This is a genomic window from Acinetobacter sp. GXMZU3951 (genome assembly GCF_054457875.1).
Genome location: NZ_JBTLFO010000004.1, coordinates 1 through 13,761, shown reverse-complemented (window position 1 = coordinate 13,761; position 13,761 = coordinate 1). Strand labels below are relative to the sequence as shown.

The window sequence follows — 13,761 nt, the reverse complement described above, 5'->3', positions numbered from 1 at the left end:
ATAATAAGCAAACTTTGCTGTGATCTTGCAAAGTATTATTGCAAACTTAAAAATTGGAGCACGCTGAATGAGTTCGACCATTTTGGTCATTCATGGACCGAATTTAAATTTACTAGGAAAGCGAGAACCTGAAGTATACGGCTACCTCACCCTAGAGGATATCAATCAGCAGCTCATCTCTCAAGCGCAAAAAGCATCAACCTCTCTTGAAACTTTTCAAAGTAACTGGGAAGGTGCAATTGTCGACAGAATTCATCAAGCACAACAAGACGGCGTTCAATTTATTATTATTAATCCTGCTGCACTCACGCATACCTCAGTAGCAGTGCGGGATGCCCTTCTTGGCGTAGCAATACCTTTTATTGAAGTGCATTTGTCGAATGTTCATGCCCGTGAAGCATTTAGACATCACTCTTATCTTTCCGATAAAGCCGTAGGCGTAATTTGCGGTTTGGGTGCAAAAGGCTATGCCGCTGCACTCGATTACGCCCTCGAAAAAATTCAACCATCTAAGTAATCATAATCAGGAATACTGTCTCATGGATATTCGTAAAATCAAGAAACTCATCGATTTGATGATTGAATCTGACTTACAAGCGATCGAAGTTAAAGAAGGTGATCAATCGATTGCATTGACTCGTCGCAGTCCAGTCGTTGCTGCAGGAATTGCGGCAATGCCAGCTCCATCAGCAGAAATTCCATCTGCACCAAAATCGTCTCCACGTGGTGCTGTTGAAACTTCACCAATGGTTGGTGTGTTCTATGCTGCTCCAAGCCCAGGCGAAGCACCATTTATTAAAGTAGGTCAAACTGTAACTGCTGGTGAAACACTAGGTATCATCGAAGCAATGAAAATCATGAACCCAATTGAGGCAACTCAAAGCGGCGTGATTGAAGAAATTCTTGTGAAAAACGGTGAAGTGATCCAATTCGGTCAACCTTTATTCCGCTATCGCGCATAACACCACGGGGACTCACAATGTTGCAAAAAGTTCTAATTGCAAACCGGGGTGAAATCGCTTTACGTATCACCCGTGCTTGCAAAACTTTAGGAATCAAAACGGTTGGTATCTATTCTGATGCCGACAAAGACCTAATGCATTTACGTTTTTGTGATGAAGCGGTCTGCATTGGCCCAGGAGCGAGTAGCGAGAGCTATTTAAATATTCCTGCAATTATTACTGCTGCAGAAATTACAGGTGCAGATGCCATCCATCCAGGTTATGGCTTCTTATCTGAAAATGCTGAGTTTGCTGAAATTGTAGAAACCTCTGGTTTTATCTTTATTGGTCCACGTCCTGAACATATTCGCCTGATGGGGAATAAAGTTTCTGCGATTACAGCGATGCGTAAAGCTGGCGTACCAACAGTACCAGGTTCTGCAAATGCAGTAACACCACAAAACGCCCTCGCTGAAGCGAAAGAAATCGGTTTCCCACTGATTGTAAAAGCTGCTTCTGGTGGTGGTGGTCGTGGTATGCGTATTGTAGAACGTGTTGATACTTTGCTTGAATCAGTTCAAGCAGCTCAACGTGATGCAGAAATGTGGTTCGGTGATGACACCGTCTACATGGAACGCTTCCTACAAAAGCCACGTCACGTCGAAATCCAAGTACTTGGTGATGGTAATGGTCATGCAATTCACTTATTTGACCGTGACTGTTCTTTACAACGTCGTCACCAGAAAGTACTCGAAGAAGCTCCTGCTCCTAACTTGCCAGAACAAGCTCGTGCAGACATTTTAGAAGCATGTGTAAATGCTTGTAAATTAATGCAGTATCGTGGTGCGGGTACTTTTGAGTTCTTATTTGAAGATGGTGAATTCTTCTTTATTGAGATGAATACCCGTGTTCAGGTTGAACACCCGGTCACTGAAATGGTAACTGGTGTTGACATTATTGAGCAGCAATTACGTATTGCCGCAGGTCTTGGACTTGAAATTGCTCAGGAAGATGTAGAGTGTAAAGGCCATGCGATGGAATGTCGTATTAATGCCGAAGACCCATCTACCTTCATGCCATCTCCAGGTAAGATTGAGCATTTCTATGCTCCAGGTGGTGCAGGTATTCGCTTAGACTCGCATATTTATCAAGGCTACAGCATTCCTCCTTACTATGACTCAATGATTGCGAAACTCATTGCACATGGTAAAGACCGTGAAACCTGTATTGCCCGTATGCGCCAAGCTTTAGATGAAATGATTTTGACAGGAATTAAAACCAACATTCCTTTGCATAAAGATTTGATTCTAAAAGATAAAAACTTCTGCAAACATGCCATGGATATTCACTATCTAGAAAAGCACTTGTTGAAGCAGCTTGAAGGTCAAGCAGAGAAAGAAGCTTCTTAATAAAAGCTTCGTGATCTATGCAAAAAGCCAGTCAAATGACTGGCTTTTTTCTTATCTGATCGGGAAATCTGAAACTTCACTGATCACATTAAAGATTAAGGCAAGACTCTACGCAAAGTTGCAAAGCACTTACCTGCTTTATCGTTATTGCAGAAATTAATCGTGGTAGGATTTTTCCACTGCACAAAATACTGAGAAATTTCGCCAGACTGATCTTGCTGATAACCTGAACAATCTTTTTCGTTATTGTCGTACTTTACTTGCAACATCAAAACAGGTAATTGAGCAGTCGCGTCTTTAGATGCTTGATAGTCATAGACTCCCGTAGACCATTCCTGACCACTTTTAATAAACACATCGTTATTACTTTTAAAATTATAGTATTCGATACATTTTTTATTATTTGGAATTTCCATTCCCCATAAACCTACAATTTCAGGTCGCGTCATAATACGAATCGTATTTGCAGTGCGATCTGCCGCATCTTGAGCATTTTGTGTTGCAGTAGAACTTTCATTCGCCATGCTCATTGTCGAACATAACATTAAGAACACTGTAAGATATGCTTTTTTCATATAATTAATCAGCCATTGCACTACTGCAATTAAGTTACCATATTTTTATGCAAAACCATCACTTATAACCATTTCACAACAATCTATTTGTTTAAAAATTTGTACTTCTATCATCTTTTGATAGCGATTTATTATACACATTCTATAATATAGCCTCAGTCTGCTTTGAGTGCCAAAAGCAGCATAAAAATCTTTTATTTTCTCTACTTATAGAGAAGCATTATCTTGATTAGGGATGATCATTTGCAAGCGCAAATCAAACGGTTTTTTAATTCTTCACTGACGCAGCAATCCTACGCATTTTCGATCATTGCGATGGTAGTTTTTACGTGCTGCCTAATTGGCATTTTTACTCGTCCTCTAACATTTCTAGCAATTCTTTGGCCGGCTAATCCAGTTTTACTGGGCCTGTTTTTACGATTCCCTAAACTGAATAATCTAGGGGGTTGGTGCGGTGCTATTACGGCATATATTCTTGCCGATTTGCTTACTGGGAATTCCCCCGAAATCACAATTTACCTGACCCTTTCAAATTTAATCAGCGTGTCTGTCCCCCTAATTCTGCTTTCACTCTTTAAAGTGAATATCCGCAACTACAATCACGGTTTTAGTTTTCTATACCTATTTGCGATGTGTGCCTTAGGGGGCTGCTTACTAAGTGCTACTTTTGCCGTTCAAACCATTACTCAAGTACCGAACAGTTTTATGCCTCCCGAACGATTCTGGACTGAATTTGGCATGTGGTGGACTGGAGAGATTGTCAACTTTATTACATTTTTACCACTTATTCTGACCTTTCCCAAAAAAGCTGACCGTCAACAATGGTTGTTTGAATTATTTACTCGACCTCTAAAAACCAATGATGTGCTGCCTTTTATTGCAATTGTCATTTCAGTAGCATTTACACATATTTTCTTTGGGCCGGGAGCGCTGCTTTACCCTTTAGCGGCACTGATTTGGGCGGCACTCAGCTATCGCTTATTTAGCGTTGCTTTAATTAACAGTATTGTCTGTCTGGTGACCTACCATAGCCTGACCTATTTTTACTTATCCTCCTCTTCAGATGCGTATTTGGCTACAACAATCTCCATACGTATTGGCTTATGTATGCTGGGCATTGCCCCGCTAATTTTATGTGTGATTAGTCAAAATCGGCAAAAACTGTTTCATCAGGTACTGCATTATGCCAATCATGATAGCTTGACCAACACATTGAATCGACGTTATTTTCTAGAACAAAGCCAATTACTTATTGAGCAACCCGAGCATAGATCGGTCTCTATTTTAATGATTGACTTGGATCATTTTAAGCAAATGAATGATCGCTATGGACATCATGTCGGAGATTTAGTGCTACAACAATTTTCCAGAATCGTGAGATGCAAAATAGGACCAAATGATTTATTTTCACGTGTAGGTGGAGAGGAATTTACTGTTTTTAGTTTAAATAACTCACTGACTGAAACCATACAACTTGCAGAGCGCATTCATCATGCAATTGAAACTGCGGTGTTAAACATAGAAGATCATCTTAAAATTCAGATTACTGTCAGCATCGGCATCGCACATCAAGCCTTACCGTTAAGCGCAACATTACAACAACTGATTGTTCAAGCCGATCAAGCCCTTTATAGTGCTAAAGCGCAAGGCAGGAATCAAATTATTATTTCAACTTAAGAAACACCCCACTCGTTTTATCAAAGGACAAAAACAATAATGAAATATTCTGAATATGCACAATATGATGGTTTAGGGCTTGCCCAACTTGTCTCGAAAAAAGAAGTCCACCCGCATGAGCTACTTTTAACTGCGATGCTAAGAGCTGCCGAAGTCAATCCGAGACTTAATGCCATCACAATTCCTATGCATGAGTATGCGCAGCAACGTTCTCAACAAGTACTGCAAGGTGCTTTCGCTGGCGTACCTTTTTTAGTGAAAGATCTATTTCAGGAATTCAAAGGGTATCCTAGCACTTTTGGCAGCAAGGCCTATAAGAGAGCAAATTATATTGCACAGTCCAATTCAGAAATCGTCGACCGTTGGGAAAATGCAGGCATTGTTACTTTTGGCAGAACCAATACCCCTGAGTTTGGAATTAAAGGCGTGACTGAACCTGAAGCATGGGGAACTTGTCGTAACCCATGGAATTTGAAACACAACAGCGGTGGCTCCTCGGGTGGTTCAGCCTCTGCTATAGCAGCAGGGATTGTACCAATTGCAGGTGCAGGAGATGGCGGTGGTTCCATTCGCATTCCAGCTTCTTATTGTGGTTTGTTTGGTCTAAAACCTAGCCGTGGACGAACCCCATGGGGACCACATTTGAGTGAAGCAATGCATGGTGCTGCTATGCAACATGTTCTGAGCAAATCTGTTCGAGATAGTGCTGCGATGCTAGATGCCACACATGGTCCAGAACGCCATTCATTATTCACCATCGAAGCCCCGCAAAGCAGCTATTTAGAAATAATTCAACACCCACCTAAAGCTATGAAAATAGCGTACAGCACTAAATCGCCTATCGGAACCAAAGTATCTGCCGATGCGGAAGCTGCTATTCTGCAAACGGCTAAACTTTTAGAATCTTTAGGACATACTGTGGTTGAGGCTCAACCGAACATTGACGGTATGGCTTTGGCTAAAGATTTTATTACGACATGGTTTAGCCAGTTCGCGCATACCCTGCAAGAAACTCGCCTGAAGCTTAATGCCCAAGATCAAGATTTTGAACTTGATTCCCTTGCCTTATCGGCTTTTGGTGAGAAAACCTCAGCACTACAATATATTCATAATTTAAATAATTGGGGCATCTATGCAAGCCAAATGAATCAATTCTTTGAGCAGTATGATCTCTATTTAATACCTTCGACCGCCTCTACATCCCCCAAAAATGGTGAAGTGAAAACACCTACATGGCAAAAACAACTGCTTAAAAGTTTACTGAAGATTGGGCAAGCTCATCGGCTGGCTGAAGGAAAACTGATTGAAAAAGTCATCCAAGAAAATCTGCAATGGGTGCCTTTTACCCAGTTAGCCAACATCACAGGCTTGCCTGCAATGTCTGTTCCACTTTACTGGAGTAAAAACAATCTACCTTTAGGTTCACAATTTGTTGCACCATTCGCTAGAGAGGATCGTTTATTACAACTTGCACAGCAATTGGAAAATGAACAACCATGGATGAGCAAATACAGTGAAATAAAACTTTAACTAACGATTGTTAAGGTCGACTTTCTGTATTTTGTTGGGAATTCCTGCAACAAAGAGTAAGCCAAGAAATGCAGAAAGTCCTGCAATAATAAAAATATGCTGCCCTGTAAGCGTAGTCCAATATTTTCCAGCCAGTAAGCTACCTAATGCTACACCCAGTCCCCACATGGTACTGTAAAGCGCTTGACCACGCCCTTGCTGCCCCACTAGAAAATTTTCAAAAATGATCCGCATGGCCAACATATGAAATAACCCAAAACTCAGCGCGTGGGTCATCTGTGCAAAAACTTGGATTAAAAAATTGCTAGGGAAAATGCCGACTATCATCCAACGCAGCCCTGTAAATACAAGACAAACACTAATCAACCAACGCCATGAATAACGTTGCAAAAATCGATTCGCAAACGCGAACATAATGATTTCAGCAATGACCCCCACGGACCACAAAAAACCAATTTCTGTGGTGCTATAGCCTGTTTGCTGTAAATAATTGCTATAAAAACTATAAAATGGCGCATGTGAAAACAACATAATAAATTCAATGACAAAAAATGTTGCCACAACCGGTCTACATAATACTGGCCACAATGGATCAAGATTTTTTTGTGATTTTGGTGCTGTAGAAGGTTCTTGAATAGAGAAAGACCAAAGAAATGCTAAAAATGAGATCGCAAGCAACATTACAGGCAACATCGAAATTGGGATGATCTCTAATACTGCGCCAATACAAAATACCCCAACAATAAAGCCTATAGAGCCCCATTTTCGGACTTTTCCGTAAAGTTCAGTCCTTTGCTCGCCTAACCAAAATAGTGTTACCCCTTCAAATTGAGCCAAAATTGCGTTTTGAAAAAAACTGAAGATCAGCATCAAAAAAGCAATGGATTGGAAACTGTTCGGGATAATAAAAATTAAAAACCAAATACATGCTTCCATCCATGTTGCGATTCGCACCAACAACATGCGCTTACCAGACTTATCAGCAATCCATCCCCATATAAATGGGGCAAAAAAACGCGTTATAATCGCAATCGAGGATAAAATGCCAATTTCTTGATAATTGAAACCTTGATCTTCGAGATACAAGCTCCAATACGGCATGAATGTCCCAACAATACAATAATAGAAGAAGTAGAAACCACCGAGTTTAGTTGTCATTGGAAGGGTTAGCATCAGGTGGTTTTCTCTAGCAATTACAATAACTTAACATTTTTAAAAGTTGTATCCGTGTGTACCTGAAATGCTCAATTAGCAGTTAAACGGTATACAAAATAGTATACAAATCTTGTTTAAGAAAATTATTTCAAAATTTGTATACTGTGAAAATATGGCATATTTTATCACTTTAGATGTGGGTCTCCATAGAGGAGATGGGAAAAATGAAAAAATGGCTCTGCTTCTACATCAAACACACGATCAAAAATGCTGAACCATTCTATAAAGAGACAGTCTGGTCGTTGGGTTTGAACAAAAACTATACGGTTATGAGCTGAGAGCGAAGCTGATGATTGGTCATGTGATGCAGCCGAGCAAGGCACGTACAATTACTATGAGCATATTCCGCAGCAAACTGAAGCTTATGCCAAGTGGATAGAAAAATTAAAATCACTTACAACATAATTATTCAATTTCAGAATCAGATAGGTCTTTGGAAATATTAAGGTCAATTTTAAAATTTTCATGCAAACCCTCCTTGGACCAATCACCGTATATTAAAGCCTGCACATTGATACCCGAGTCTTTGGATAGATTATTTAATTTTAATAATTTAGTAAATTTAACTGCATCGTCTTCAGAAAGATAGCCTAGCCTCAAGTCATTCACTAGAACCATTACTCGGCATTTATCATCTTTATTACTAAAATCTCTTACTAAAAATGCTGTAACTTCTTTTTCTACAGAATCACCTAGCTTAGGACCAATTATTTCAATAAAAGCCCCTTGATAGGGTTCACCATTCAGGATTTCATGCTGGAATTTGTTTTTTTTAATATGCTTGAATTTGCCTGATAACTTGAAGTTTTCGCTTGAGTTAACCATCACAAAAAAAGTAATGGCTATGATGAACAAAAAAAAGAGTAATAACCACATTGTCTGCTCTTTGCATGAAATTGTGGGTTGATCTCAATTTTATCACTAAAAATACAATAAAAGAGGCTCTACGGAATATCTAGTGTAATTCAATAATTCATAGATACTCCGTAAAATGGAATAAGTAGTAGAATTTAGATCAGTCTCAATCGCTCATTTGAGCTTAGATTGCATTTCAAACGAGCTATGTGTGTCTAAAATTTTGGTGGCTATTCACACTATCCATTAGGGTGAGCCATTCTCCAAATAGATAGCTTAGTCATTCGGCTTAAAGACTAATTATATTGTTTTGTGCCGAGTACAAAGTTAAAGCACTACAGAATATCCAGTGGCATAAAATATTACATAGATATTCCGTAGCTCGCTAATTAGAAACTATAATTTTTATCATTGCCTAGTTTTGAAAATTGAGCTTCCATATCGTTAAATGCATCAGTAAAGCCATCCAATGAAACTTTATTCTCAATAACTTGTTTTTTATTATTCTGGAAACGTGTAAAAGCAAAATTTCCCCGTTTAAATTGTTTAATCAGTTCAGAACCATTTCTAAATAATCCTTCACGCTCTTTGAGAATTTCTTGCTGATCTACATGAATAAAAGCAGGATTGTCTTTTAAATGCTTTTCACCAATATTTACGATATATTGTTGATTAACACGCAAAACAGAAATAGGACCTTTACTCATCACACAGGCTTTGATGTCTTCAAATACTTTATATTGACATTTTATTTTCCAGCTAGCGCGTCCGAGCAATTTATTCTCTAATAAGTCGATTTCCTCATTATTTTTCGATTTGCTGTTAACTTTTAAAATTAAACTAGAAATTTTATCTTCAGCATAGGTAGTGTTTACACTGCTGGACATTAGAATAAAGAAAAATAAAAAAAGTTTTTTATGCATAATATAATCCCCAATATTTTAAAAAAGCTATATTAATCAGCATTTTTTTGATATCTATTGCCTAATGTGTCATTTTTATGAAATAAGGATGTTTTTTTATAAATTAATTCAGGAAATGTGTACCAATGCACACTTTCACTCTGATTGCCTTCAGTTTGTAGAGGCCTTATTTGTACAAAAATTTAAAATTTTTCTATACAAGAAAGTTGCAGAAGATCAGGATTACCCTGAATATCTGTGGATGAGAATGATGTATTATTACAGAATTCATTCATACTTCCATCCGCAGCAACAGAAAAAGTAGACATCATAAATAGCGAGGAGAATATAAAAAGTGATTTTTAGTCAATCTCATGCTTTTCTCTTTATATATTTTTCAAATTTATTTAAGAAATAAAATTGTTTTCTATATTAGACATAACTCAAAATACGCGAAAATTATTCTAAATATTGAAGATGCTAGCAATCAGCCAAATACCAAGTGATGAAGATTTAAGCTATAAAAATGAGCCAGCGAATCGATATTATTTTTCGTCATTATATGCATAAATTATCAATGACCTGAACTTCATCAAAACAATCAAACTATGTGTTTTATAATTTATACTAAAAAATAACCACCCGAAGGTGGTTGATGAAATCAAGCCAATTAACAACATTCCTGTTCTAAGCAGATCTCTTGCAAAAACTTATTTTGATCAGCCAAGTTTTTAAATTTCAATCGCTTAACACTACCAACATTAAAATGAATCACAATAGCAAAAGGAGGTTCATTTTTAATTTCCATATATTGAATTAAATCCGTATTGACGATTACGTCATTGATCCTAACTAGCATCCAAGCACCACAAACATCTGTTAAGCCAACTATATTAGTAGGCTATGTCATGAAAATCTATGCTTGAAATCAAAATATAATAGACGCGGGATTCATATCATTCTTACTGCACCAGGATCTCGATATTGAAATCAATCCTTATCATTCATAACAGTTACACTTGGTGTCATTAGCACAACTTCTAACTTAATTTACTCTATAGAACTTGAAATAGTCTTTCTTAAAATCATAAGTAGATTAATTATTTAAGTAAACTTCATAAAAAAAAACCTGCAACTTGGGGAAGAAGCAGGCTGGTAACTAGAGGACTAGTTAAAATGGAGAATATTTAATGTTGATTATTCTACTATGATTTATTATCAAAGAAATTGTCATTATGTAACTTTTTTGTAAAATAAAGCACAATAAAAATTAGCATAAGGATTAAAAATTATTCAGAATATTCGACCCACATTTTTGCCATATCTTTAGCTCAAACAAATAATATAATATTAAGCTAAATCAATTTTTTAATAAAAAAGTCAATTCAAAATCATCATGGGTAATTTTAACTTTTACATCACGATAACTCCGTTTATCTGGATCTAGAGATGAATTTAAGATGTCTTCTGAAAATTTTAAATCTTCCATAAATTTTGCATAAAGTTCGTAACCTATGCGTATTTTCTTAATTTTTTTACCTTTTGCCTCATATTTATCTAGGGTCTGATCTAGGAATTCTAGAGTTAAATCAGTCACAAGCTCGATCCTTTTTATTGTTGAATAAATATTTTATAGTATTACCCGATTTTACAGCATTATCAGTCTTTAAGTGCAGTCTACTTACCTTACTCATTCAATTAATAATCACCATTTTCGCTTATCTCTACTAAATAATATACTTTTTAATACATTGTCTTTTAGATAAAAATGATGGATTAAAGCAACGCCTGTATGTAATCCTACTAATGAAATAAAAAGATTTCCTAGAAACTGAGAAACTGATGTACCGTCCCAAAAAACTCATTTTGTGACACTGAAGAAAATAGCATTAAATTAAAACCCAATAATCGAAAGTGATCCGTGAGACTTGATAAAGCTAACCACCCCAATAGCGGTACAGCAAATAGAGAAACATACAAAAGCAATCGTACAATTTTAAATAATATTTCTTGTGTTCTGTTGATGATTACATTCTGTGGCAGCTGACCACGATAGTGAAATAAAAATAGTATTCTTATCAGAAAAAGAATAAATACACTCATACCAGTGATCACATGAATCTGACCTTGAAGTCCTGTTTTTAAGGGATTACCACTGCTTAAGTAAGCTGCTACAACAAACAATAAAGTTAACCAATGCACAACAATCATTGGTTTAGGATAATGATTCACCATCCTTACCCCCTACTAGGTTTAATTTATTTATTATCAGTAAATAGCATACAGTTCATCAGTCATCTTTGTAAATTAAATATCAAATTGCAATCTTTTCTCAACTGCTCATCTAAACCTTTAACATACCTCACAAAAAATATTTTTAACTTAAATTTCAAGCTATTACATGGTTATTTAAGCAACCCCACATCTCGTACAAAAACAATCAATTAAAAAATATACAACAGTCATAAATCATTTTATCTTATAAAAAAAGCCCTAAGTTCATAACCATGCACCAGAAAAAAAGATTAATTCTTTTTTTTGATGGCACTTGGGATGATGCCATCGAAAATACTAATGTCTATCGGCTATCGGCTATCGGCTATCGGCTATCGGCTATCGGCTATCGGCTATCGAGTTTACTTCATGACTACGATGGCGATATCCAACAACGATTTTTTTATAACCCAGGCGTTGGCACTCGACCATTTGAGAAAATCGTAGGTGGAATCGCGGGTATAGGTTTATCCAAAAATTTAATTGATGGTTATGAATGGCTTATCAAAAGATACTGTGAAGAAGACGAAATCTGGATATTTGGATTTAGCCGTGGTGCCTACACCGCTAGAAGTTTAGCTGGATTAATCCGAAAATGTAGACTTTTACATACCTCAACCAAACGTCTTTTAAGAGAAGCAGAAAAATTATATCGGAATAAAAGTATTGGCCCTGACGATGCTTTAGCCAAAACTTTTAGACGTAAATACAGCCGTGAAGTAGATATTCATTTTCTAGGTGTTTGGGATACTGTTGGGGTACTCGGGATTCCTAGCACTAATCAGACTAACCGCCATAAACTCACTTGGCATGATACTCAACTATCTAAAATTGTAAAACGTGCCTATCACGCTATTGCATTAGATGAAAATCGTGAAGTTTATGATGTCACACTTTGGACTTTTCCAAACGGACAGAAAAAACCTGAACAGATTGAAGTTGAGCAACGCTGGTTTATTGGATCGCATGCTAATATTGGTGGTGGCTATGAAGCAGACCCCTTAGCAGACATTACTCTCGAGTGGATGATTAGCAAAGCTAAAACCGCAGGTCTTAAAGTTTCTGATTTTAAAGCTTCTCCAAATGCTTGGAAAAACTTACCGACAGATTCTTATCAAATCTTCTTACATAACATTTATGCTTTGTTAAAAGACTTACTCAACCATGGAGATGGGCGTTTCTATAGAAAATATAATTTGGACTATAAAAATGATTTGGCCGTTAACATCACTATTGATGAGAGTGTCTATAAATTATATTTAGCCGATGAGAGATATAGACCACGAACTTTAATATCGGCAAATCAACTCCCCCAAGATTATTCAATCTAAATATTTTTCCAAAAGATGGCCTCAAGTACTTTAAGGCCACATATATTATTGAATAGCGAATAGTCTAGCCACAGTTTGCATGGATAATAGTATGATTCACGGGATCAAGCGTTATGGTCACTCGATCTTCCCTATAGTCCATTGTTACTGCTTGCCCACTAGTTACACTTCTCACAACTTTAGCTTGAGAAATTTGTTGAATTTGCTGTTCAGTTAGTCCCTTCTGTCCGATCAAGGTTGCAGCTTTTTCAGCTATACATAGCGAATGATTGTCTCGATAATATTCCCACTCTTCTATTTCATCCCCATTGGGTAAATTACAGTATCCAACTTGTCCATTCTTTTCATTTTTTATAATCAATTTTCCACCTTGAGAAATACAATATTCACTGGCTGGATTAGCAATTGCAAGCTTTGTTGAAGCAAACTGATTCTCTTTCATAGAATTACAGGCAGTCATGGGTAATATCAATAGTAGAGAAATTAATATTTTATTCATGGCGTTATAACATTGTATTAAATATTAAAAGTAACAAATTAATTTTATTTTTGGAATAAAGATTACATAAAAGCATTATATTCAACTTACACACTAAATTAAGCCCTAAATTCATTTTCAAAATCATCTATTTTAAGTTCAATACGTCTATGCTGAAGTTTTAGATTAGAGTATCCTCAATATATTGTCCAAGATATTCTTTTATAGGAGTCTCAAATGCTTAAAAAATTCTTTTTGCTGTTTGCAAGTTGCATTGCCTTTGTGCTCATTCTAGGATTAATATTTTCCAATTTCACCAGCTTCAGCCATCATGTTGAATACTGGATTGTATTATTAATCCCTACTTTTGCAATTCCAATCTTGACAGCGGTGCTCGTATATAAAGAACCCATTACACTTTAAGTTTTAGCTGTTTTCTCAAATATTATTACTATTTCCGCACATAAAAAAACACCCCCTGTTGATTAACAGGGGGTGTTTAGAATTAATGAGCTGGCGATGACTTACTCTCACATGGGTAACCCCACACTACCATCAGCGCTAAGAGGTTTCA

13 protein-coding genes and 1 pseudogene are annotated in these 13,761 nt (G+C 36.7%); 7 read left to right on the top strand and 7 right to left on the bottom strand.

Annotated features, from left to right (window positions below):
* Positions 1-67 precede the first annotated feature (67 nt).
* The 3 genes from aroQ to accC are packed head-to-tail and all read left to right on the top strand — an operon-like array spanning position 68 to position 2,350.
* A complete protein-coding gene (gene aroQ, locus ACX17N_RS07875) occupies positions 68-517 on the top strand; it encodes a type II 3-dehydroquinate dehydratase (protein ID WP_458891991.1) in 450 nt (149 codons plus the stop codon).
* A gap of 22 nt (positions 518-539) precedes the next feature.
* Entirely contained in the window at positions 540-962 is a 423-nt protein-coding gene (gene accB, locus ACX17N_RS07870; RefSeq protein WP_016167895.1) for an acetyl-CoA carboxylase biotin carboxyl carrier protein, read from the top strand.
* 17 nt (positions 963-979) lie between these two features.
* Positions 980-2,350: an acetyl-CoA carboxylase biotin carboxylase subunit gene (accC, locus tag ACX17N_RS07865; RefSeq protein ID WP_458891990.1), complete on the top strand. Its 1,371-nt coding sequence runs from the start codon at positions 980-982 to the stop codon at positions 2,348-2,350.
* Positions 2,351-2,445: 95 nt separating this feature from the next.
* On the opposite strand, the gene ACX17N_RS07860 is transcribed toward accC, so the two are convergent.
* Positions 2,446-2,925 carry a hypothetical protein gene (locus ACX17N_RS07860; protein WP_458891989.1) on the bottom strand — a complete coding sequence of 160 codons (480 nt, stop codon included), beginning with the start codon at positions 2,923-2,925 and terminating at the stop codon, positions 2,446-2,448.
* A gap of 543 nt (positions 2,926-3,468) precedes the next feature.
* On the opposite strand from ACX17N_RS07860, the gene ACX17N_RS07855 reads away from it, so the two are divergent.
* Together ACX17N_RS07855 and ACX17N_RS07850 are read left to right on the top strand one after the other, a co-directional pair.
* Positions 3,469-4,602, top strand: coding sequence for a sensor domain-containing diguanylate cyclase (locus ACX17N_RS07855; RefSeq protein ID WP_458891988.1), 1,134 nt, complete (start codon positions 3,469-3,471; stop codon positions 4,600-4,602).
* Between the two features lie 39 nt (positions 4,603-4,641).
* Positions 4,642-6,132, top strand: a complete 1,491-nt coding sequence (locus ACX17N_RS07850; RefSeq protein WP_458891987.1) for an amidase — start codon at positions 4,642-4,644, stop codon at positions 6,130-6,132.
* Here ACX17N_RS07850 and ACX17N_RS07845 read toward each other — a convergent pair whose 3' ends face one another.
* Positions 6,133-7,305 (bottom strand): MFS transporter, encoded by a 1,173-nt coding sequence (locus ACX17N_RS07845; protein WP_458891986.1) that lies wholly within the window; start codon positions 7,303-7,305, stop codon positions 6,133-6,135.
* Positions 7,306-7,627: 322 nt separating this feature from the next.
* On the opposite strand from ACX17N_RS07845, the pseudogene ACX17N_RS07840 reads away from it, so the two are divergent.
* Positions 7,628-7,752 (top strand): annotated as a pseudogene (locus ACX17N_RS07840) (tyrosine-type recombinase/integrase); the annotation flags it as partial.
* Here ACX17N_RS07840 and ACX17N_RS07835 read toward each other — a convergent pair.
* The 4 genes from ACX17N_RS07835 to ACX17N_RS07820 form a co-directional block, all read right to left on the bottom strand.
* On the bottom strand, positions 7,753-8,223 hold the full coding sequence (locus tag ACX17N_RS07835) for a hypothetical protein (protein ID WP_458891985.1): 471 nt from the start codon (positions 8,221-8,223) through the stop codon (positions 7,753-7,755).
* A 368-nt stretch (positions 8,224-8,591) separates the two neighbouring features.
* Positions 8,592-9,125: a hypothetical protein gene (locus ACX17N_RS07830; protein ID WP_458891984.1), complete on the bottom strand. Its 534-nt coding sequence runs from the start codon at positions 9,123-9,125 to the stop codon at positions 8,592-8,594.
* A gap of 1,339 nt (positions 9,126-10,464) precedes the next feature.
* Positions 10,465-10,701: a hypothetical protein gene (locus ACX17N_RS07825; protein WP_458891983.1), complete on the bottom strand. Its 237-nt coding sequence runs from the start codon at positions 10,699-10,701 to the stop codon at positions 10,465-10,467.
* Positions 10,702-10,928: 227 nt separating this feature from the next.
* Positions 10,929-11,339 carry a cytochrome b gene (locus ACX17N_RS07820; protein WP_458891982.1) on the bottom strand — a complete coding sequence of 137 codons (411 nt, stop codon included), beginning with the start codon at positions 11,337-11,339 and terminating at the stop codon, positions 10,929-10,931.
* 272 nt (positions 11,340-11,611) lie between these two features.
* On the opposite strand from ACX17N_RS07820, the gene ACX17N_RS07815 reads away from it, so the two are divergent.
* Positions 11,612-12,709, top strand: coding sequence for a DUF2235 domain-containing protein (locus ACX17N_RS07815; protein WP_458891981.1), 1,098 nt, complete (start codon positions 11,612-11,614; stop codon positions 12,707-12,709).
* A gap of 64 nt (positions 12,710-12,773) precedes the next feature.
* On the opposite strand, the gene ACX17N_RS07810 is transcribed toward ACX17N_RS07815, so the two are convergent.
* Positions 12,774-13,208 carry a putative hemolysin gene (locus ACX17N_RS07810; protein WP_458891980.1) on the bottom strand — a complete coding sequence of 145 codons (435 nt, stop codon included), beginning with the start codon at positions 13,206-13,208 and terminating at the stop codon, positions 12,774-12,776.
* Between the last annotated feature and the right edge of the window lie 553 nt (positions 13,209-13,761).